The following is a 21,585-nucleotide window of genomic DNA, read 5'->3' as shown; positions in this document are numbered from 1 at the left end:
GCTGTAAGAGGACTCGCGCTGCGCGACTTTCGGATGGCAACGGCGCGACCTTCGAAAGAAGAAGCAGCCTGCGACCAGAATCCCCACGATCGCAATCCATATCAGCAGGTGGGGCAGCCCGACTTGCAGGTTCATCAAGGCAGGGCGCATGTCGGCTCTGGGCTATCGCGCGGCGAACCGACCTCCCCAAGCGTAAAGCCGACGGTCGTGACGCCGCCGCCGCTATGAGCGAACGTCTCGCCCCCGTGCATCTTGGCGATGGCTGCGACGATCGCCAGGCCAAGTCCGTGGCGCCCGTCGCCTCCGGACCTTGACTCCTGGCCTCGGTAGAAGCGGTCGAAGATGCGATTCAGGTCGTCCGGCGGGATTTCGGCGCCTTCATTGGACACGCCGATTCGAGCGCCGCAGGCGTCCTCCTCGATGGACACTGTGATCGACGCGCCTGGAGCCGAGTGCCGAATGGCGTTCCCGAGCAGGTTCGAGAGGGCGCGGCGAATCAGACCGGCGTCGAAGCATGCGCGCGCTTCCCCGCCCGAGCGCGCCTCCAACCCCGCCTCGGCCAACGCCGCCTCGTGGAAGTCGATCGTCGCGCGGACCTGCTCCGACAGCGAGGCGTGGGCGGTGGCCCGCGCGAGCGCGCCGCCGTCGACGCGCGCCAAAAACAACATGTCGTTGACGATCGAGGCCAGCCGCTGGAGGTCCTCCAAGTTAGATTCCAGAATTGAGCGCAGAGCGACCGAATCGCGGGGGCGGCGCAGCGCCAGTTCCGTGTGGCCCATCAAAGTCGTCAGCGGCGTGCGCAGCTCGTGCGCCACGTCCGCGTTGAACGCTTCGAGCTGCCGATAGGCGCCGTCGACGCGCCCCAAAAGCGCGTTGAACTCGTCGATCCAAGGCGTGAGCTCGACGACGGGGCGATCGAGGCTCAGGCGCGAGCCCGAAAGCCGCCCGGCTCCCAAGGCGCGCGTCTGGCGAGCCAGACCGATCAAGGGTCGCATGGACCGGCGCGTGAGCCAGAAGCCGGACGCAGAAACGAGGAAAGCTCCGACGAGCGTGGAGGCCACCAGAAGGCCGGCCAGGCCAGTCAGGAGCTTCTCGTCGTCCGTCCGGTCCATCTCGATGAAGCCAGAGGCGAGGCGCGCGCCAGCGGCGCCTGCCGGAACGTCGAAGCGGGCCGTCAAGCGAGCCGAGCTGCCGGCCTTCGTGGCGCTTTGGAACGCGATCGCTCCGCTGGCGTCGAACAACATGACTCGCAAGTCCTCGTGCGCGTCGAAGAACTCGCCGAGCTTGTGGCGCATGGCCTCTTGGTCGCCCGTGCTCGCCGCTTCCTCGACAAGGCTCCTCACCAGCGTCACCTTCCGCTCGAGCTCGACCTCCGACTTGCGATCAAGATGCGCCGCCGAGGCCAGGTAGACCGCGGCGCTGAGGGCGCCGAAACCGAGCAGCGTCTGGGCGGCGAAAAGCCAGGAAAGTCTCCAAACCAGCGAGTATGGCCGGCCCCCTGGCGTCATTCGCGCAGCTCCAAGACGTAGCCCATGCCGCGCGCGGTGTGCAACAGCTTGGTCTCGAAAGGATCGTCCAACTTCGAGCGCAGGCGGCGCACCGCGACCTCCACCACGTTGGTGTCGCTGTCGAAGTTCATGTCCCACACCTGCTCGGCGAGCACGGTGCGCGAGAGAATCTCTCCGCCGCGTCGCACGAGCAAGGCGAGCAAGGCGAACTCTTTGGCCGTGAGGTCGAGGCGGCGCCCACCCCGGACGGCCCTGCGCTTGATCAGATCCACTTCGAGGTCCGCCACGCGAAACAGGCTCTTCTCGGTCCGCGCGCCGCCGCCGCGGCGCAGAAGGGCGTCGACTCGCGCCACCAGTTCGGAGAAGGCGAAGGGCTTGGCCATGTAGTCGTCCGCGCCGGCTCGCAGCCCGCGCACGCGGTCCTCTACCGCGTCGCGCGCGGTGAGCATCAAGACTGGCGTGTTCTTGGCTTGGCGAATGGCCGAGAGCACCGCGAATCCGTCAATGCCTGGGAGCATGGCGTCGAGCACGATCAAGTCGTACTCGCCTTCCAGCGCCAAGTGCCTCCCGTCGATGCCGTCGCGAGCGACGTCGACGACGAAGCCTTGCTCGCCGAGCCCCTTGCGAAGGTAGGCGCCTAGCTTGGCCTCGTCCTCGACGACCAACAGCTTCATGGCCCGCGCCCTTCCGCCGCGCCGGCGACCAGGGCCACCATTGCGCGCTTGTAATTTTGATGTCCGCGTGCCGTCGAGGTTGGTTTTGCAAACTTGGCTTCGCGGTTCCGAGATCGCCTTAGCGACTCGAAGCGCCGCGAGAAACCACCAAGGAGATTCCTATGAAAGCCAAGACCCTCTTCGCTACCCTCGCCTGCGCCGCGTTGACGGCTCCCGCCTTCGCCGGGCAAGTGCTGCATGGGGCGAACAGCGAGATGGGCTACACGGTCCATCCCGACCACGCCACGCAAGGCCTCACCCGCGAGCAAGTGCGGGCCGAGCTGATGGCCGCGAAGGCGCAGCCAGGCTGGGCGCAGATGCGGGTGGGCGCCACGCCCACCCGCTTCGAGTCCAAGATGACGCGCGCCGAGGTCGAGGCCGAGCTGCTGCGCGCCCAGAAGCACCCGACCTGGAACGCGCGTCGCCTGGGCGCGCCGGTGTCGATGGACTGACGCCGCTGGCCGCGCGGGCGCCTTGCCGGCGCCCGCCATCGCTTCTTCGCGCCACGGCGCGCGCGGACCGCTGCGAAGCGCCCCGACGCTCGAGTCCCCTCGCTTCTGGGACTCTCTCCTCCGTCGCCGACACCCGTTGGCGAGAAGCGGCATGCACTTTGCCCCGCCTTCCCCCACAACGTGCGCGAGAACGCTAGCGCGCATGCGGCTCCGGCGCGGATTGCGCGCCGCCCTCCTCCACTCCCTTGGTCCCGCGATGACCCTGCTCCTCGCCTTCGAGCTCGACCTCGACGGTGACGTGCTCGAAAGCATGCGCGTCGAGAAGATCCCTGACGGCCTGCTTGGCCCCAGCGACTTGGTCGCGGGCCAAGCCCGCGGGCATGGTGAGGTGGGTGGTCAGCACGTGGCTGTCGCCGTCGATCGACCAGCTGTGGGTGTGCGCCACTCCCGACACGCCGGGGATCGCGCGCGCCGCCGCCTCGAACTCCTCCAAGTCGAAACCGGCGGGCGTGCGTTGCAGGAAGATGCCCACGAATTTGCGCAGCGTCCGCAGCACGTTCCAGAGCACGAACAGCGAGATGCCGATCGACAGCAGCGGATCGAGGATGGGCAAATCCCAGATCGCCATGGCGCCAGCGCCGATGAGCACCGCCACCCATCCGAGCGTGTCCTCGAGCAAGTGCCAGCTCACGACCCTCTCGGTGAGCGACGACCCCTTGCGCACGCGCAGCACCGCCGCTCCGTTGAAGGCGATGCCGATCAGCGCCAGCGCCATCATGCCCGGCGCGTTGACCGGCTGGGGATCCACTAGCCTCCCCAACGCGCTCCAAAGGACGAACGAGATGCCCACGATCAAGACCGCCGCCGTGATGAGCCCGCCCAACAGCGAGTAGCGTCGGTAGCCGTAAGTGTCCCGCGGCGTGCGCCCGCGCTGCGACAGCCGGTCCAAGCGCCAAGCGAGTCCGAGCGAAATGGAGTCGCCCAGGTCGTGCACCGCGTCGCTGAGGATCGCAATGCTGTTGGTCCACAGCCCCCCGATCACCTCGATGATCGTGAACGCCAGGTTCAGCAGAAATGCCACTTTGAGGTTGCCGCTGCTGCCGCCATGCGCGTGAGGGCCAGGGCCGTGGCTGTGTCCGTCAGACATGCAGGCGCCCTTCGCCCGCGGAGGGTAGGAAGGCGCCTGCGGGCGAGAGGGTCGTCATTTGCCGTTTCGCGCGATCGGCGACTCGCAACCGCGCCAGTTGACCAACACCTGGGAGCCGACGGCCGGCTCCTTGCCCGCCTCGACCGGAGCCACGACGTGGCGGTGCTTGCCCATGTTCCGGACGGCCACCACGGCGAAACGACCTGTCGCCTCACGCCCGGCGCCGTCGTTGCGATAGCGGCAGTCGTAGGACTGCCGGTAACCCAACTCCGAAGCGTTGCCGACCTTCTCGACTTTTCCCTCGCGCCAGCCTTCGTTCCAGGCCCGTCCGCCTTCGAACACTGGCGTGGAGGCGCAGCCCGCGAGGGCGGCGACGGCTGCGAGCGCCAAAATGACGCGCGCCGTCATCACTTCACCTCAAAGCGGGCGGTGGCGGCGGACTTTCCAGCAAGAGTCACCGACGCGATCCCTTTGGTGCCCTTGGCGACCTTGAAGGCGCCCTTGGCTTCGAGCTTGTCGCCGGCCGGCGCGAGGTCGACTTCCGTCTTCTCGCTGCCATTGAGCAGCGTGAGCTTGCCCTTGGCGCCGTCGAGCTTCACAGGCTTGCCGTGGTCGGCGACATAGACATGGATGACGTCGGGCTTGGCGACGATTTCAAAGTCGAGCGCCTTGGTCTCAACAAAGATGCCGCCGTGCTTTGCGGAGTGGTCGTCCTTGCCGGCGAAGACGGGCCCGGCGAGCGCGATGGCCGCGGCGAGCAGGATGGCTTTTACTTTCATGGATATCTCCTGGTTGGTTGATGGATGGATGGGAGGGCGGGATCAGTAGGCCTCGGAGCCCGATTGAGCGACGAGGTTCTCGATAGGCTTGCGCCCAAAGAGCTTGACCATCGCCGGGGTCAAGAACGAGTCAAGCAGAGTCGAGGTGATGAGTCCAGAGAAGATCACCACGGCCACCGGATGGAGGATCTCGGTGCCCGGACGGTCGGCTTCGAACAAGAGCGGCGAGAGCGCGAGGGCGGCGACCAGGGCCGTCATCAGCACCGGCGTGAGCCGCTCGAGGGAGCCTCGCGCGAGCATCTTGTCGCCGAAGGAGTCGCCTTCGAACGCGCACAGGTTCACGTAGTGCGAGACCTTCATGATCCCGTTGCGGATCGCGATGCCCGCGAGCGTGATGAAGCCCACAAGAGCCGCGATCGACAGCGGCTGCCCCGAGAGCCATAACCCGAAGACGGCTCCCACGAGCGCCAGCGGGATGTTGGCCATGATGATCGTGGCCAGGACCGCCGACTTGTAGCGGGAGAACAAGATCAGGAAGATCAACGCCACCGAGGCGATCGACAGCAGTCCGATCAGGCGGCTCGCTTCCTCCTGCGCCTGGAACTGGCCGCCGATGGTGACGAAGTAGCCCTCGGGAAGCTTCGTGTCGTTCGCCGCCGCGCGGATGTCTTGGACGACGTCGGACAGAGCGCGGCCCTGCGCGTTGGCCGAAATCACGATGCGCCGCCTGCCGTCGTCTCTGCTGATCTGGTTGGGTCCGTCGGACTCTTCCACCACCGCGAGCTGCGATAGCGGCACGCGCCCGCCAGGCGTGTCGATCATCAGGTTGCGCAAGCCCTCCATGCCGCGAGAGGCCTCCGGCAGGCGCAGCACCAGGTCGAACCTGCGACTGCCCTCCACGATCTGCGAGACCTTCTCGCCGTCGATCATCAGTTGCAGCTCGCGCAGCAGCTTGGCGGGGGGAAGCCCGTAGCCCAGCGCCTTGTCGTAGTCCACGCGCACTTTTATCTGAGGCGTGAGAACCTGCTTCTCGACTTCGAGATCCACCACGCCCTCAAGGCGCGCCAGGCGTTGACGCAGCGCCTCGGCCTGCCCGCGCAGGACGTCGAGGTCGTCCCCGTAGATCTTGATGGCGATCTGCGTGCGCACGCCAGAGAGCATGTGGTCGATGCGGTGGCTGATCGGCTGCCCGATGCCGATGGCGGCGGGGAGCGAAGACACGCGCGAGCGCAGGTCCGCGTAGATCTCCTCGACGCTCCTCTCGCTACGTTTGAGCTTCACGTCCAGCTCCGACACGTGCACGCCCTCGGCGTGTTCGTCAAGCTCCGCGCGCCCGGATCTCCTGCCCACGTGCTCGACCTCGGGAACGCTTCGCAGATTCTGTTCCGCGACCGCGCCGATCCGCGTTGTCTCGGCCAGCGTGGTGCCCGGGTTCAGCCTCAGTCCCACGAGCGCCACGCCTTCATTGAACGGTGGCAGGAACGTCGTCGGGAAGAAGGGGACGGCGATGGCCGCGATGACGGTGGCCACGGCTCCGGCGACGATCCAGCGCTTGGGGAAAGCCAGGACCTTCATGAGCCCGCGTTCGTAGCGCGCCTTGACCCAGATCTGCGCCCTGCTGTCGCCGTGGTCGAGCGACTTCATCTTCGGCAGCAGGTAGTAGCACATCACCGGCGTGACCGTGACGGACACGAGCATCGACGCGAGCAGCGAGACTATGTAGGCGACCGCCAGAGGCTGCATCAGGCGCCCCTCGATCCCCGGCAGGAAGAAGAGCGGCAGCAGCACCAGGACGATGATCACCGTCGCGTAAACGATGGCGGATCGCACTTCAAGCGTGGACTTGGCGATGAGCTCCAACGGCCCCATGCGGCGCTCCGGGTGCCCGCTTCTGTCCATCTTCAATCGGCGCAGCACGTTCTCGACGCCCACCACTGCGTCGTCCACCAGCCCCCCGATGGCGATCGTGAGTCCCCCCAGCGTCATCGTGTTGATCGAGAAGCCGAAGTATTGAAAGACCAGCGCCGTGATCATCACGGACAGGGGGATCGCCGTGAGCGCGATGATCGTCGTCCTCACGTTCATCAAGAACAGGTAGAGGATGACGGCGACCACGGCGCCGGCGGCCAGGAACTTTCCTTGCAGCGTGTTCACGGAGGCTTCGATGAAGCTCGCCTGGCGCATCGTCACGATGGGAGCGCCCATGCCAGGCGGCAGGCTCTTTTTGAAGCCGGCGAGGGCCTCCTCCACGCGCTGCGTGAGCTTCACCGTATCAGCGTCCGGCTGCTTTTGTATTCCCAGGATTACCGCCGGCTTGCCGTTGTAGCCAGCGTCGCCGCGCTTGATGGCCGCGGCGAAGGCGACCGTCGCCACTTGCGACAGGCTGATCGGCTGGTTGTTCTTGAACGCCACCGGGAGCCGCTGCAAGTCCTCGATGCGGGTCGTGCGCCCGATGTTGCGGATCAAGTATTCGCGGGAGTTGAGTTCGAGGAACCCGCCGCTGGTGTTTGAGGAAAAGCCTTTGAGCGCGTCCTCAACGTTCTCGATGGTGACCCCCAGCGCCGACATGCGCGCAGTGTCGGGCTGCACCTGGTATTGGCGCACCTCGCCCCCGATCGGCACGACCTGGGCGACCCCCGGAATCGTCAGCAGCCTGGGGCGGATCACGAAGTCCGCGTATTCGCGCACCGCCATCGCGCTGATCTTGGAGGGCTCGATCGGCAACGCCACAGACATGATCTCGCCCATGATGGAGCTCACCGGACCCATGCCCACGTGCTCGACCCCGGCCGGGAGCTGCTCGCGGGCGGTGGAGAGGCGCTCGCCCACCATCTGCCGCGCGCGGTAGATGTCGGTCTTCCAATCGAAAGTGACGTAGACGAAGGCCAGGCCGACGCTAGACACCGAGCGGATGCTCTCCACACCCGGGATCCCGCCCATGGCGGTCTCCAACGGCACCGTGATGAGTTGCTCGACCTCCTCCGGCGCCATGCCGCCGGCCTCGGCCTGCAGTGTGACGGTCGGCTTGTTCAAGTCGGGGAAGACGTCCACGGGCATGCGCGCCAGCGTGAAGACCCCGTAGAACATGAGCACGGCGGCCGCCACCGCCACGATCAGGCGGTTGTGGAGCGAGAAGTTGACTAGCTTGTCGAACATCCGCGCCTCACCTGACCTGGTTGACCAAGGCGGCGCCTTGGGTCACGACGCGCTCGCCAGCCTTGAGGCCGTCGACGACGGAGACGGTCGCGCCGTCCAAGGGCGCCACGCGCACGGGGCGCGCCTGGAACGTCTCGGCGCCTGCGTGCACCCAGACCAAGTCCTGGTTCGACGCGCTCTTCACGACCGAAGCGGCGGGGACGGCGACCCCCTTGACCATGCTTTTGGTGTGCACCAGGACCTTCACCGCTTGGTTGACCGCCATGGGGATCTCCGCGGACCCGGTCGTGCGGAACTGCAACGGGATCGCGCCCTCGCGCTGCGCGCGGCCCGCCCCCATGAAGCTCAGAGGCACCGAGACTCCTAGCGCCGGAGCGGCGCTGGCCGCTCCGATGTTGCTAAGCAGCGCCACGTCGAAGGCTTGCGCCTCGACGATCAACTTGGAGGGGTCCACGATCTCGAAGAGGATTTCACGCGCGTCGACAACCTGGCCGGCTACGACGTTGATCGCCGAGACCACGCCGGCGACGGGAGCGGTGAGGGTCTCCACCGCCGAGACCGACGCGCTCACGGCGGCAAGGCGCTGCTGGAGGCTGACGACGTCGGATCGCGCCGCCTCGATGTCCTTCTGCGGCACCGTGCCCTCCAGCTGGGACAGACGGTCGACGCGCCGCCGCGCGAGATCCAGCTGCGCGCGCAGCTCCGCGCTCTGCGACTGCTGGTTGCCGCGCTCGATGGCGGACGCCGAGGAGCGCACGACGGCGAGCGCCTCGCCCTTTTGAACGCGCTGCCCGAGCCGCGGCAGTCCCCGCGGGCCCGCTTCGACGCGCCCCGCCTGGGTCGGCTGCACGCGTCCCCCGGAGTTCGAGTCCATGAGGACGCGCCCGGTGAGCTCCACCGACTGCGGCGTCAAGCGCTCCTCGGCGACGACGGTGCGCACCGCGAGCTGGCGCTGGGAGTTTTTGGGCAGGAACACGCTGCCGTCCGGCAAGCGCTTGGGCGCGTTCCCGGTCGCCGCCGGGGTCGACTCGCCGTGGTTGTGCTCGGGGCCGGCCCAAGCCGGCGCGAGAGAGAGCAGCGCGGCCAAGAGGATCGCGAAGGGTTTGATGTTCTTGTTCATGCGAGAGTCCTTTGGGCGCGCCGGCTAGCAAAACGGCGGCGGGCGAATAAAGCGGCGGCCAAGGCGGCCAAAACGGCGGCGACGATGCCGGCCCAGCGCGCCCACGGGCGCCCGATCGCCTCCTCGGGGCCGTGCGTGTCTTCGATGTGGAGCTCGCCGGCGAGCAGATCGGTGTCGGAGCCGGCCGCGACGGTGAAGGAGAAGGGAATCTCGCCGGGCTTGGAGAGCGCGTCGAACTTGATCAGGTAAGTGCCGTCGGTCTGGGGACTGGCGACCCCCTTTTGAACGCCTGCCTCGAATTCGATCTTGGCGTTGGCGATCGGCTCGTTGGTGGCGTAGCGGTCCAGATACACCGTCATCTGCCCGTTCTCGACGATGCCGACAAGCTCGAAGAGGTCCGAATGCGCCTGAACGCGCGGGCTGGCCTGGCCCTCCGCGCCGGCAGGGACGGCGTCGTGGTTGTGGCCTTCGCCCGCGAAGGCGGGAACGGTCGCGGCGAACGCGAGCGCGAGGGACGCGAGGGTCGCCCGGAGGGCGGGCGCGAGTTTCTTTTTCATGGCATGGACCCGTTGGCCTGATTGAGTTTGGACAGGGCGCGGCGCGCCTCGATGGAGGCGCGGGCTCGCGCGAGCTCGGCCTCGAACCTTTCGGCGTCGGCGCGCAGCCTGGTGGGAAGGTCGGTCTCGCCCAGCCGGTGGGACTTGGCGATGAGCTCTTGGGCCTCGCGCGCGAATCGTTCGCGCTCCGACGCCAGGCGTTCCGAGCGGCGCGCGGCTTCGAGCTCCGAGATGGCAGCCTCGCGCTCGGAAGTGGCCAAGCGCCTGGACGCGTCGAGCTCGGCCTCGGCCGCGTCGAGCTCCGCGCGCGCCGCAGCTATCCGAGCGCCGTTGCGGATGTCGCCCCCGAGGGGCACGCGCAGAGAGATCCTCAACGCGCTCTCGGAGGCCGCTCCGCCTCCGGGACGTTCGCGAATCACCCCGACGCCGACCTCCATCGGGTCGCGCCGGTCGGCCTCGGTGACTTCGAGCTTCGAGCGCGCCGCGCGCGCTTGCGCTTCCGCGGCCTGGACCAGCGGATGGGCGCCTTCCGGGCCTTGGGCCTCGTCCAGCGCGGCCGCCTGCGGAAGCCCGGTGAGGGCGCGCCAGTTCGCCAGCGTGCGCGCCAACGCCCCCTCGGCGCCCGCTCGGGCCGACTCCGCCTCGCGAAGCGCGGAGCTCGCTCGCAGTGCGTCGACCCGGGCGCTCTCGCCGGCCCTCACGCGCCGCTCGGTGTCGGAGGCCAACGCCTGCGCTTCGGCCACCTTGCGGCCGGCGAGTTCCAGTTGGCTCTCGGCCAACGCGGCGGCCGCGGCCAGCTCGCGCGCTTCGGCCGCGAGCTTTAACTTCCCCGAGGCGATCTGCGCGGCGAGAGCCGCCCTGTCGGCCTCGACTTGGCTGGCGGTGGCCGAGCGCAGCCGGGGCTGCCAGAGGGGAGCCGAGATCTCGGCCTCCGTCTCCTGCGCTCCGCTAGCGGCGCCGCGGCCCGCCTTGTGGGCGAGCGAGACGGTGGGCGCTCCGGCCAAGAAGGATCCCGCGGCCCGCGCCCGGGCGTCGAGCTCAGCCTGGCGGTTGGCGAGGGCGCGCGCTTGGGGGCTGAGGCTCCATGCCGCGTCAACGGCGTCGCGCAGCGTGGGGCGGGCTGTTTGCGCGCCGACCGAAAAGGCGAGCGCGGATAGGCCCATGATCGCGGCCATGCGCGGCCGCGCTGAGGAAAAAAGCATTGAGTTCTCCGAAAGTCGAAACGAACGACTGCTTCGGCGAACCGCGAGGGGAAGGGTTTGTGTTGTCGCGGCCCGCCGTCAGGCGGCGGACCAATTCGGGCGCTCGATCCGGGACTGGGCCTCGGAGAGCGGCGGCGCGGCGCCGGACGGAGCCGGCATCTGGGTGGTGGCGGTCGGAGTGAACGCGGGGTCCGCCTGTCCCATGAGGTGATGCAAACCGTGGCAGCCATGCGCCGCCCCGCAGCATGCGTCGGCGATCTTCTCGGCCTTCGCGTCGGACTGCTCGTCCGCAACCGCGGCGTGCGCGCCTTCCTCGGCCGCGGCGACCGCGTGGGCCACCAGCTTCTCGTCGTCGCAGAAGTGCACCGCCGCCCAGCTCATTTGTAGGGGCAGTACGAACGCGAGCAACAGCAACAGCAAACGCTTCATCGGCGGTATCGATTCTATTCGTACTGGCGCTCTGCCAACGAAATCGGGGAGAAACAACTGTCGAGCACCTGGAGCCATCCGACGATCGGGCCCGGCTCAGCGGTCGGCGGTTAGCGTCTATCGGCTAGCGGTTAGCGGTTAGCGGTCAGCGGTCATCGGCCGACGGCCGGCGCTGGGCCATTGCGTTGGTATGCAGCCGTCGGCGCGGCGCCGCTACCTTGAGGGGCCCTTGGCAGTGTTGATCGACGTGATCAGCCTAACCTCGGTCACATGGGCAGCGCGAAAGAACTCGATGCGCTCGTGTAACGACAACCGGCTGCGCCCCTTAGCCGTCGTCCTGGTCGTAACCACATCTTGCGCGTCCAGCAATCGCTCAACTGCACTCCGGAGGTGCATTAAGGCAGCATCGAAATCTCCCCACTGGGCGGTATCCGCCTTTCGAATCTGCGCAACGATGGCTTCTGGCGCGCATGCGGAATCCCGATCAGCGAGGGCGAGGGGCAGACATAGTTCGGCGCAAACAACGCCAAGTAGTCCATCTGCTGTGCTTCCGAGATCGGGATTCTCATGCAGGGTGCCGTGACCAACGACCGTAGCGGCTTCCTTGCACTCGTCGTTGTCGCAATTTGCGAGGGCGGTGAACCGAAATCGGAAGTCGTCGTAGTCGAACCAGTCCTCTCCCTGGTTTACCTCAGTGTCGCCGTCGGGAGGGCGAGGCAGTGGTCCAGCACCGCCGCACCGCGCGCCACTTCTGCATCAGGACTACTCCAGCTCGCGACGGCGTGCGCGAGGAACACCAGGAGCGCACCGAACCACCCTAGAGAACTGACGAGATGTGCGGTTAGTGTGACTTTTCGGGTGCGCGGTGACATCGACATGCGGCAGTCTAAACACGTCCGACCTCGCAGGTGTTTGCACGTGGACGATCCCGGACGAGAGGAGGAACGCGGCCCGACAATGCCAGCCCGACTCAGCCCCCTGAAACCCGCATCACCACCCGGCCCTCCACTTCCCCAGAGCGAAGCCGACCCAGCACGGAGTTCACTTGGTCGAGCGGCTCTTCAGTGTAGACCGTGCGAACCTTGCCCTCTCCGGCGAAGGCCAACGCTTCCTGCAGGTCCTTCCGGGTGCCGACAATCGACCCGCGGACAGTCTTGGCATTGAGGACAACGTCGAAGATCGGGAGCGGGAAATCGCCGGGCGGCAGGCCCACCAGCGACATGGTGCCGCGTTTGTGCAGCATCCCCAGCCCTTGTGCAAAGGCTGGTCGAGAAGCTGCAGTGACCAGCACACCGTGTGCACCCCGCACCAAACGCTGCACCTCTTGCACCGGATCCGTGTTTGCTGCGTTGATGGCCGCGTCAGCACCCAAACGTGTCGCCAGGCTGAGTTTGGCGTCGTCGACGTCAACCGCGATCACGTGGTAACCCATTGCCTTGGCATATTGAACGGCGACATGCCCCAGCCCGCCAATGCCTGAGATCACGATCCAGTCGCCTGGCTTGCAGTCGAGCACCTTCAAGCCCTTGTACACAGTGACGCCGGCACACAGGATCGGCGCGATCTCGGAAAAACCGACCCCAGCCGGAAGATGGCCGACATAAGCAGGGTCCGCGAGAACGTATTCTGCGTAGCCGCCGTTGACCGTGTACCCCGTCATCTGCTGCTCGTCGCAGAGAGTCTCCCAGCCGGTGATGCACTGCTCGCAGTGGCCGCAAGCCGTATGAAGCCATGGCACACCGACGCGATCGCCTTCCTTGATTCTGGTCACCCCGGGACCCACTGCCGCTACGTACCCGACGCCCTCATGACCCGGGATGAACGGAAGCTTCGGCTTCACAGGCCAGTCGCCGTCGGCTGCGTGCAAGTCCGTGTGACACACGCCCGAGGCAACGACCTTGACCAGCACCTGGCCGCAGTGCACCTCCGGAATCGGGACATCCTCGAGCTGCAGTGGCTGGCCAAAGGATCGAACTACCGCCGCCTTCATCGAATTCACTTCACTCTCCTTGTCGAGTTCTGACCGGGACAAGCGACAGGTTAGAGGTGTTCGGCGTTTGCTGGTTGACTTGGATCATCCCCGGACCACAGTTCCACCGAAGGGGCTGCGAAATCTCCAACAAGACTGTTTCGCTTGCCGCCGCCAGTTGACGTGCATCAAGTGGTGCCGGCGCTCTGCTGCGCAGGATATGCTGATGAACCTCAATGGATCGGGCACTCGGCAAGTGTTTGACGGCCCAAAAACTGCCGCGGGCGCCGCGATGCGTCCTGTGCTGTACGGACGACTGATGCTGTGCATCCTCATGGCCGGCGGGGTTTGGCTGCTCACGCCCGGGCCAGGTCCGCTGCGTTCCGGCATTGCACTGTTTGTGCTCGTCGGCGCGTTGTGGATGACGCAGGCGATTGCACTCGCGGCGACTGCGTTGCTGGTCCCTCTCCTCTCGGTGTCAACCGGCGTGCAGCAGCCGCAAGCCGCCCTCGCCGCCTTCGCGCACCCGATCATCTTTCTGTTCCTTGGCGGCTTCGCTCTGGCCGCCGCCGTGCAAAGGCAAGGCCTCGCAAAAGCGCTTGCCTTTTCGGTGCTTTGTGCGGCGCGGGGACACCGCGGTGCGAGCATCGTGCTGCTCGCGGCAGTCACGGCGCTGGTAGCCATGTGGATGAGCAACACAGCGGCTGCGATGCTGATGGTGCCGATAGCGTTGGGCTTGATTGATGCGCAGGAAGACACAATCGGTCCGCGGGAACAGCGCTTCACGCTCCTTGCCGTCACGTACAGCACGGCTTTGGGGGGCATGGCATCTATCGTCAGCACCCCGCCAAATGCGATGGCAGCTGCCCAAGTTGGCGCCGGGTTCCTGGAATGGTTCGTGCGGGTGGCGCCACTGTCGCTCACGATGTGGCTGCTCATGCTCGCACTGCTTTACGCCACGCTTCGACCCAGCCTTGCCGGACGCGCTCGAACGGAAGCAGTGGCGTTCAAGTGGACCCGCGAGCGGTTATGGACGGCGCTGATCTTCAGCCTCGCCGTCATCGGGTGGGCTGCGGGAGGGCCCCTTGGTCGGCTGCTGGGCGTACACACCGACGTGCATGCGGTTGTGGCGCTCGCAACGGTTGCAGCACTCGTCGTCTCGGGCGTGATTACCTGGAGCGACTTGGAAAAGGAGATCCAATGGGGTGTTTTGTTGTTGTTCGGCGGGGGACTTGCACTCAGCGAGGTGATGGCGGCGAGCGGAGGCAGCCGGTTCCTGGTGGAGCGGCTTCTGGAAGTCCTTCAAGGTGCGCCCGGCCCGCTGGTGCTGCTGGGCGTGGTCGCGTTCGTGGTGGTCCTCAGCGAGCTGATGAGTAATACGGCAAGCGCCGCACTGGCGCTTCCGCTTTTTATGCCGCTCGCCCCTGCATTCGGGATGTCCCCGCTGTCAATGGCTGCCGCAATTGCGCTCGCAGCATCCTGCGGGTTCATGCTTCCGGTGGCTACCCCACCAAATGCCCTGGTGTTCGGCACGGGTCGCGTCAGCCAGGTCGTGATGATGCGCAGTGGGTGGAAGCTCGATCTCGCCTGTATCCTGGTCATCACGACCGGGGCCTACTCGCTGTGGACGTGAGGGCCGCGGCCATCGCGTTGCAATTCGTGCAGGTCAGCCACGTGCAGCCAGTCTTCACTACGATGCCTATACCCCATGAACGACCATGACAGATACGGAAGTTGATGCCACCGCTGCTTGCGGCCAGGGCACGCAGGAGGGCGGCGACTTTTCCGGAGCCTGCTTCTGCGAGACCCTCGATGAAGCCCAGCTCGCCGGTGCCCTGACGCACGAACTCGATGACCTTGGCATCTCGCGACGCGTGTTGTCATCCTGGGCCACGGCATTCGCCCGTTGGCCGGTCTTCATTTCTCTTGCTGATTGGCAGCGGATGACGCAGGTGGTAGGCGCTATTGAGAAAGTGGTGTCCTTGCCCGCCTGGCATGAAGAGGCGCTGCGGTTGGCGCCCGCTATTGCCAGCCACTCGCCCCAAGGCGCTGCCAGCGTCTTTTTTGGGTACGATTTCCACGTGAGCGGCAGCCGCATGGGGCTCATCGAGATCAATACGAATGCGGGGGGCGCGCTGGTCAACACCCTGCTGGCGCGGGCGCAACGCAAGTGCTGCAGATCCATCCAGCGGCTGCAGCCCGGCGCGGCGGAAGCAGCGGCATTCGAAACTGCCATCGTCGGCATGTTCCGATCGGAGTGGCGCCTGGCTAAACGCACACGGCCCTTGCGCTGCATCGCCATTGTCGACGATAGCCCGGAGCAGCAATATCTGTATCCCGAGTTCCTTCTCATGCAGCGGCTGCTGGCGCGCCACGGCATCCGAGCTCTCATTTCGGACCCGTCCCAGCTCGCCTGGATTGATGGCGTGCTCCGATATGGTGATGAGACAGTCGACCTCGTCTACAACCGCCTGACGGATTTCTACCTTGAATCTGCTCGTTCGGCAGCGTTGAAGGAGGCGTACTTGCAGGACGCGATCGTGCTGACGCCCCACCCGCAGGCCCACGCGCTATATGCTGACAAGCGGCGGCTGATCACCCTCAGCGACGACGCCGCGCTGCAAAGACTGGGCACACCGGAGCATGTGCGTTCAGTACTGCGGCAGGCGATTCCCGCGACCACGCTTGTCACTGTGCGAGACGCGGACGCTCTTTGGGAGCGAAGACGCAACCTCTTCTTCAAGCCTTTCGCCGGCTTCGGCAGCCGTGCCGCATACCGAGGCGACAAGCTGACGAAGCGTGTGTGGCAGGAAATCCTTGCTGGCGGCTACGTGGCGCAGGAGATCGTCGCGCCGGGCACCCGCGTGACAGCGGCGCCAGAAACGGGCACAGCCATGAAGTTCGACCTGCGGCTCTACGCCTATGCCGGCCACGTCCAATGGACAGCAGCGCGGCTCTACCAAGGGCAGACCACCAATTTCCGAACGCCAGGTGGCGGCTTCGCGCCCGTGTACACGTTGGCCGCTGGCGAAACCGCACGGTGCGGCAGCGAGGCCCGGGACGGTCACGCATCCTTCGTATTCCTCATCGACAGCATCGGGGCCGTGCACCCGCTGCCGCACTCGCTGTACGTCGCCCTGGCACGCGGGGAAGCGGCCAGCCCTGCCCTGGCCGGGCAGACATTCCGCGCAGCAGACTGGTACGTGCGCATGGAGGGAAGCAACCCGAAGGAGGTTGTGAACGAATGGTACGGCTGGGTGCAATTCGACACCACGGGTCATTTGGATCCAACAGGAGAGCCTCCGCTTACCGAGCGGGCCGCCTCGGGCCCGTCGAATGTGGATTCTTCGGCTTTTCCCACCGAGAAGGAGCGCGCATCGATGCATTCCGCGCTATTCGGCGCATAGCGCGTCTGTTACCGGCCGGTCGGCAGCTCCCAGCGGAACACCCGTGGAATCGGCTCTCCGGGCCGCTGGAGTCGCAGCTCCATGTTCCCAACGTTTCCCTCAGGGGCAGCGAAGCGCAGGATGCCTTCACGGTGATGCCCACCGCTGCCGGTGCCCTCCCAGGCAATCGGTTGACGTGCCTTACCGTCCACCAACAGCAGGGACTTGCTCGCGATCTCGTCCGTCAGCTCCCCCGCGTGGGTGTCGAGTACGACTTTGAACTCCCATTCGAGAGAAGCCAGCTTCACAGGCGTGACCGTCACCGTGACCTCGCGTGCCACGCTGGTCCGGGAGGCGCCTAACCCTTGCTGCGCGCTGGCTGGCGGCTGCCACACAGCAATGGCGAGCCCCACAAGCAAAACCGCGAACGTCACTCGTCCAGGCGTCTTGATGGCGGTCGGTTTCATGGGATCACCGCCCGCAGCAGCAGCCACCCGCCGCCCGCCCGCTGCCGCAGTTCCCGCCGGCGTGCGGCTTCGGACTACCGGCCTCGGCGCCAGCCAATCGTGCCTGGTACCCAGCCGCCTGCAGCGCCGCGATGAGCGCCGGGGACTTGCCTGCGATGGCTCCGCCGCGAACGGTTGCAATGCCCTCCTGCAGCCGCACCTCCACTGCTTCGACGCCGGGCACTGCCGCCAGCGCGCGCGTGGCAGCCTTGACGCAGGAGCCGCACGTCATGCCGTCAATCTTCAGTTGGAGTGCTTCCATGGTTTCCTTTCGTTGCTGGTCGTCCGAGAGTACGGCGCACACGTGGGTGCAACTTGCGGAAGATCAAGTGAGCTGGAGAAAACGCGGGGGTTCTTTGCTCGCGGACTTGAGGCGGATCAATCGGAACGAGGTGCAGCTTGGCACCATGGGCTCCCGGAGCGCCGTGTAGGCGCGCATGAAAGGCACCCCGTGAAGAAGAAGACATCCACATTTGAAGTTGGAAACCTGCTCTCGCCGCTTTCTGCCCGAGGCGTCGAGAAACAGCTTGGCGCAATACATGGCGTACACGCGGCGGCGGTGAACCCCGTCAGTGGTGAGGCGACGGTCACGTTCGACGAGACCCATACCTCAGTCGGTGGCATCCGGCAATTGATCGACGACTGCGGCCATCACTGCCGGGGCGAGGCCATGCCACGCCACCTGTGCGAGGCAGATCCGGTGACGCGGGGAGCCGTGCTACACGAGCATGGACCCGCGGCGCAGAATCACGCGCATGACCATCATGCGAGCGGGAAGCAGCAGTCGCAACCAGCCTCAGAAGGTCACCACGACATGATGCACGAAATGGGGCACGGCTCCGGCTCCATGGAGGACATGGTGCGCGACATGCGCAACCGCTTCTTCGTCGCGCTGGCGTTCGCCATCCCCGTCTTCCTCTACTCCCCCATGGGAGCGATGTTCGGCGACTTCGCCGTGCCGTTCGGGATGGATCGCAAGCTGTTCCTCTTCGTCGTCGCCTCTGGTGCGATTGTCTACCCGGGATGGCCCTTCTACGTCGCGGCCTGGCGCGCGCTGCGCAATGGGGTGGTCAACATGGCGACCCTCGTGGCGCTCTCCGTGGGAACCGGCTACCTGTTCAGCATCGGTGCGACCTTCCTGTACGAAGGGGATGTGTTCTACGAGGCGGCGGCGACTCTCCTGGTCTTCATCCTGCTGGGCCACTGGCTGGAGATGCGCGCTCGCGCGGGAGCTTCCGACGCCATCAAGGCCTTGATGAATCTTGCACCCCCGATGGCCACGGTGCTGCGAAATGGCGCGGAGCTGAAGTTGCCGACGTCCGAGGTGCTGCTGGGGGACACCGTGGTCGTAAAGCCGGGAGACAAGGTGCCGGTGGACGGAGTCGTATCGGAAGGCAGCTCGCAGGTGGACGAGTCCATGCTCACCGGCGAGTCCATGCCCGTCAGGAAGGGACCCGGCGATGTCGTGATCGGCGCCACGATCAACAAGAGCGGCAGCTTCCGTTATCAGGCAACCAAGGTGGGCAGCGACACGGCACTTGCGCAGATCGTCAAGCTTGTGCAGGAAGCACAGAACTCCAAAGCACCCGGCCAGCTGCTCGCGGATCGCGCGTCCCAGTGGCTGGTACTCGCCGCCATCGTCATCGGCCTGGGCACCTTCGCTGTCTGGTACTGGGTCCTTGGTCAATCGCTGCTGTTCGCATTGACGCTCACCATCACCGTGTTCGTGATCGCCTGCCCCGACGCGCTGGGCCTCGCCACGCCGATGGCGGTGATGGTCGGAACCGGACTCGGTGCCCTGAATGGCATCCTGTTCAAGAATGCGGCGGCGCTGGAGAACGCCACGAAACTCACCGTCGTCGTCTTCGACAAGACCGGCACCCTGACAATGGGGCAGCCGGACGTGGTTGACCTGGTCGCAGCTCCCGGCATTGATCCACAGTTCGTGCTGGCCACGGCGGCGGCAGTCGAGCAGTTTTCCGAACACCCGTTGGCACTCGCGATCCTCAAAAAGCAAGGCGCGATGCCTGCGGAACCAGCCAGCGCCTTCACCAACATCGATGGCCAGGGGGCGCGGGCAGACGTCGGCCGTGACACCGTATTCCTGGGCAACCGGCTCTTGATGCAGGCCAACGGCATCGAGCTGGGCAGCCTCTCGCAGGACGCGGCGCGCCTGCAGGGCGCGGGTCGGACAGTCGTGCACGTTGCACGTGGGGGGCGTCTGGTCGGCCTGATCGCGATCGCTGACGCAGTACGTCCCTCCTCGCGGCAAACGATCGAGGCCCTGCAGAAGCGCGGCGTCAAGGTCGCCATGCTGACGGGGGACAACCAGGCGACTGCCGAGCGCATCGGCCGCGAACTGGGCATCGACATCGTGCTGGCGGACGTGCTCCCCGGGCAGAAGGCGGACAAGATCAAGGAGCTGCAGAAACAGGGACACAAGGTGGCGATGGTGGGTGACGGCATCAACGACGCGCCGGCGCTCACGCAGGCAGACGTGGGCTTTGCCATCGGCGCCGGGACGGATGTGGCCATGGAAAGCGCCCAAGTCGTCCTCATGAAGAGCGACCCCCTGGACGTGGTCGGCGCGATCGAGCTGTCACGCGCGACCTTGCGCAAGATGCACCAGAACCTCTGGTGGGCGGTGGGATACAACACCATCGCGTTCCCGCTCGCGGCCGGTGTCTTGTACCCGTTCACACTGTCGCCGGAGGTGGCGGCCCTCTCGATGTCCGGAAGCTCGGCGATCGTCGCCATCAACGCGCTGCTGCTCAAGCGAATGAAGCTCACCGGCATCAAGCGCCACCAGCCCGCACCAGTTGCAGACGGCGGGCAGCGCACAGGCAACATGTCGCCTGTGCTCGAGGAGAAAGCATGAACGCGCAGAACTCATTGCTCGTGCGGGTGGCGGTCGTGGGATACGGCGTCATCGGCAAACGCGTGGCGGACGCAGTCGCGCGGCAGACCGACATGCGGCTCGTAGGCGTGGCAGACGTGCAGTCCGACTGGCGCGTGAAGGCGGCGGGGCAGCGCGGGCATGCTCTCTACGCAGGAAATCCGGACGCGCTGGAGCAGATGCGGGAGCGCGGCCTGGAAGTGCAAGGCACCCTCGACACGCTGCTGCGCCAGGCAGACGTAGTGGTCGACTGCACCCCAAAGAAGGTGGCAGCAGGCAACGTCGAGATGTACCGGCAGGCCGGCTTGCGGTACGTGCTCCAGGGCGGCGAGAAGCACGAAGCCGCCGGGCACTCTTTCGTGGCGGAAGCGAACTATGTGTCCGCACTGGGCCGGCGCGCCACGCGCGTCGTCTCCTGCAACACCACCTCCATCGTGCGTACCCTAGGAGCACTGCGCGACGCTGGGCTGTTGCACAGTGCTCGCGGCACGCTCCTGCGGCGCGCCACGGACCCAGTCGACAGTCATGTCGGAGGCATGATCAACACCATGGTCCCGGAGACAAAGGTACCCAGCCACCAGGGTCCGGATGCACGTACGGTGCTGCCTGACCTGGACCTCGTGACGATGGCCGTCGCCGTGCCCGAGAACCTGGCGCACGTGCACTCATGGTCGGTTCGGCTCACCCGATCGACCAGCAGGGAACAGGTGCTGGAAGCCTTTGCTCGTTCCAGCCGGATCGCGTTACTGCGCGCAGATGATGGCCTCGGGGCCATCAACGTGGTCAAGGAGTGGATGGCAGACCTGGGCCGCTCCCGCGCCGATCTCTACGAAGTGGGTCTCTGGGAGGACCTGGTCACGGTGCAAGGCGATGAAGTGTTCTTCAACTACATGGTCGACAACCAGGCGATCGTGATCCCGGAGACTATCGATGCGATCCGCGCGCTGTCGGGACACCAGCCGGATGCGGGCAGCTCTATCGCCGCGACCGACGAAAGCCTGGGGATCCCGTTGCTGCGTCGCGCCTGACCGCGGTGCGTCTTCAGACGCGGGACATTACCGTGCTGGACTGATCGCGCGCGCGAACCGCAAGGTGCAGGCAGACGATGACGCTCAGCAGGGCAGCAAAGAAGCACCACACCGAGATGAACCATCGAGCGTAAGCGGCGTAGCTGAAGACGGCAGCTGCCAGAGTGGCCCCTCCGAAGAGGCGCACCAAGGGTTCGCTGGTTACCAGCATGCTGAGCGTGGTGGCGGCGAGGTAGAGCGACATGACGATCGCCACGTAGAAGTGGGGCGACACGTACTCGATGTGGCCGCCGACGGGCACCGCAGTGATTGGATAGGCGACCATTGCGTACAGCAGGTACAGCGACACCGCCGCACCGCCCACGCTTATGGCGCCGAGCAGGCGTCGCCTGGGGCCCACGGGTTCGAGCAACCAGCACGCCACGGGAATGAAAGCCGGCCAGAGAACGTGCGAGAAGAACGAATAGACCTGCGTCAGCGCATTCGTGATGCCGGGATGGTCCCAATCAAAGCTAAGCCAGACGAAGCCCTCGGTCAGTTGTTGAAGCGCGAACAGCAGTGGAATGGCGGCAAAGGCGCGCTGCGGGGCGGCGCGGGCAAGTCGCTGCGCAGCAAAGCCGGCGCCGAGCAGGACGGTTCCGGCCGCGAAGCTGGCGGTAGCGGAGAAGCACATGGAGCAGGTCGCATCTGTTACGTTGCGGTCACTTTAGCAGGTGAGCGCACGCGCAGTTGACCTG

General features: G+C 66.1%; 19 protein-coding genes. 5 read left to right on the top strand and 14 right to left on the bottom strand.

Going from position 1 to position 21,585, the window contains the following annotated elements:
• Positions 1-134 precede the first annotated feature (134 nt).
• Both WG902_RS20450 and WG902_RS20445 read right to left on the bottom strand, forming a co-directional pair.
• Entirely contained in the window at positions 135-1,508 is a 1,374-nt protein-coding gene (locus tag WG902_RS20450) for a heavy metal sensor histidine kinase (RefSeq protein ID WP_340062051.1), read from the bottom strand.
• On the bottom strand, positions 1,505-2,182 hold the full coding sequence (locus WG902_RS20445) for a heavy metal response regulator transcription factor (protein ID WP_340062050.1): 678 nt from the start codon (positions 2,180-2,182) through the stop codon (positions 1,505-1,507). The genes WG902_RS20450 and WG902_RS20445 overlap by 4 nt, the downstream gene beginning before the upstream one ends.
• A gap of 161 nt (positions 2,183-2,343) precedes the next feature.
• Here WG902_RS20445 and WG902_RS20440 point away from each other — a divergent pair, with 161 nt between their 5' ends.
• Entirely contained in the window at positions 2,344-2,673 is a 330-nt protein-coding gene (locus WG902_RS20440) for a DUF4148 domain-containing protein (protein WP_340062049.1), read from the top strand.
• Positions 2,674-2,866: 193 nt separating this feature from the next.
• Here WG902_RS20440 and WG902_RS20435 read toward each other — a convergent pair whose 3' ends face one another.
• From WG902_RS20435 to WG902_RS20395, 9 genes are all read right to left on the bottom strand, one after another.
• Positions 2,867-3,754 (bottom strand): cation diffusion facilitator family transporter, encoded by an 888-nt coding sequence (locus WG902_RS20435; RefSeq protein ID WP_340062048.1) that lies wholly within the window; start codon positions 3,752-3,754, stop codon positions 2,867-2,869.
• A 120-nt stretch (positions 3,755-3,874) separates the two neighbouring features.
• The gene (locus WG902_RS20430) at positions 3,875-4,228 is read right to left on the bottom strand and encodes a hypothetical protein (protein WP_340062047.1); all 354 of its coding nucleotides are present in this window, start codon (positions 4,226-4,228) and stop codon (positions 3,875-3,877) included.
• A complete protein-coding gene (locus WG902_RS20425) occupies positions 4,228-4,599 on the bottom strand; it encodes a hypothetical protein (RefSeq protein WP_340062046.1) in 372 nt (123 codons plus the stop codon). Before WG902_RS20425 ends, WG902_RS20430 begins: the two co-directional genes overlap by 1 nt.
• Positions 4,600-4,641: 42 nt before the next feature.
• A complete protein-coding gene (locus WG902_RS20420; protein WP_340062045.1) occupies positions 4,642-7,755 on the bottom strand; it encodes an efflux RND transporter permease subunit in 3,114 nt (1,037 codons plus the stop codon).
• Between the two features lie 7 nt (positions 7,756-7,762).
• A complete protein-coding gene (locus WG902_RS20415; protein WP_340062044.1) occupies positions 7,763-8,875 on the bottom strand; it encodes an efflux RND transporter periplasmic adaptor subunit in 1,113 nt (370 codons plus the stop codon).
• The gene (locus WG902_RS20410; protein ID WP_340062043.1) at positions 8,872-9,432 is read right to left on the bottom strand and encodes a hypothetical protein; all 561 of its coding nucleotides are present in this window, start codon (positions 9,430-9,432) and stop codon (positions 8,872-8,874) included. The genes WG902_RS20415 and WG902_RS20410 overlap by 4 nt, the downstream gene beginning before the upstream one ends.
• Positions 9,429-10,607, bottom strand: coding sequence for a TolC family protein (locus tag WG902_RS20405; RefSeq protein ID WP_340062042.1), 1,179 nt, complete (start codon positions 10,605-10,607; stop codon positions 9,429-9,431). Before WG902_RS20405 ends, WG902_RS20410 begins: the two co-directional genes overlap by 4 nt.
• Before the next feature lie 105 nt (positions 10,608-10,712).
• Positions 10,713-11,063 (bottom strand): hypothetical protein, encoded by a 351-nt coding sequence (locus tag WG902_RS20400; protein ID WP_340062041.1) that lies wholly within the window; start codon positions 11,061-11,063, stop codon positions 10,713-10,715.
• Between the two features lie 970 nt (positions 11,064-12,033).
• Positions 12,034-13,053: a zinc-dependent alcohol dehydrogenase gene (locus WG902_RS20395; RefSeq protein WP_340062174.1), complete on the bottom strand. Its 1,020-nt coding sequence runs from the start codon at positions 13,051-13,053 to the stop codon at positions 12,034-12,036.
• Positions 13,054-13,258: 205 nt separating this feature from the next.
• On the opposite strand from WG902_RS20395, the gene WG902_RS20390 reads away from it, so the two are divergent.
• The gene (locus tag WG902_RS20390; protein ID WP_340062040.1) at positions 13,259-14,665 is read left to right on the top strand and encodes an SLC13 family permease; all 1,407 of its coding nucleotides are present in this window, start codon (positions 13,259-13,261) and stop codon (positions 14,663-14,665) included.
• Positions 14,666-14,750: 85 nt separating this feature from the next.
• Positions 14,751-16,439, top strand: coding sequence for a hypothetical protein (locus tag WG902_RS20385; RefSeq protein WP_340062039.1), 1,689 nt, complete (start codon positions 14,751-14,753; stop codon positions 16,437-16,439).
• A gap of 8 nt (positions 16,440-16,447) precedes the next feature.
• Here WG902_RS20385 and WG902_RS20380 read toward each other — a convergent pair whose 3' ends face one another.
• Positions 16,448-16,885, bottom strand: coding sequence for a hypothetical protein (locus WG902_RS20380; protein ID WP_340062038.1), 438 nt, complete (start codon positions 16,883-16,885; stop codon positions 16,448-16,450).
• A gap of 4 nt (positions 16,886-16,889) precedes the next feature.
• On the bottom strand, positions 16,890-17,186 hold the full coding sequence (locus WG902_RS20375; protein ID WP_340062037.1) for a heavy-metal-associated domain-containing protein: 297 nt from the start codon (positions 17,184-17,186) through the stop codon (positions 16,890-16,892).
• A 189-nt stretch (positions 17,187-17,375) separates the two neighbouring features.
• On the opposite strand from WG902_RS20375, the gene WG902_RS20370 reads away from it, so the two are divergent.
• Positions 17,376-19,802 (top strand): heavy metal translocating P-type ATPase, encoded by a 2,427-nt coding sequence (locus tag WG902_RS20370; RefSeq protein WP_340062036.1) that lies wholly within the window; start codon positions 17,376-17,378, stop codon positions 19,800-19,802.
• A complete protein-coding gene (locus WG902_RS20365) occupies positions 19,799-20,848 on the top strand; it encodes a type II glyceraldehyde-3-phosphate dehydrogenase (RefSeq protein ID WP_340062035.1) in 1,050 nt (349 codons plus the stop codon). The genes WG902_RS20370 and WG902_RS20365 overlap by 4 nt, the downstream gene beginning before the upstream one ends.
• A 13-nt stretch (positions 20,849-20,861) precedes the next feature.
• Here the strand turns inward: WG902_RS20365 and WG902_RS20360 are convergent, their stop codons facing one another.
• The gene (locus WG902_RS20360) at positions 20,862-21,521 is read right to left on the bottom strand and encodes a DUF6629 family protein (RefSeq protein ID WP_340062034.1); all 660 of its coding nucleotides are present in this window, start codon (positions 21,519-21,521) and stop codon (positions 20,862-20,864) included.
• Positions 21,522-21,585 lie beyond the last annotated feature (64 nt).

This window comes from Ramlibacter sp. PS3R-8, from assembly GCF_037572435.1.
Lineage (GTDB): Bacteria > Pseudomonadota > Gammaproteobacteria > Burkholderiales > Burkholderiaceae_C > Ramlibacter.
Note: the sequence above shows the minus strand (reverse complement) of the source record. Positions and strands in the feature narration are given on the sequence as shown.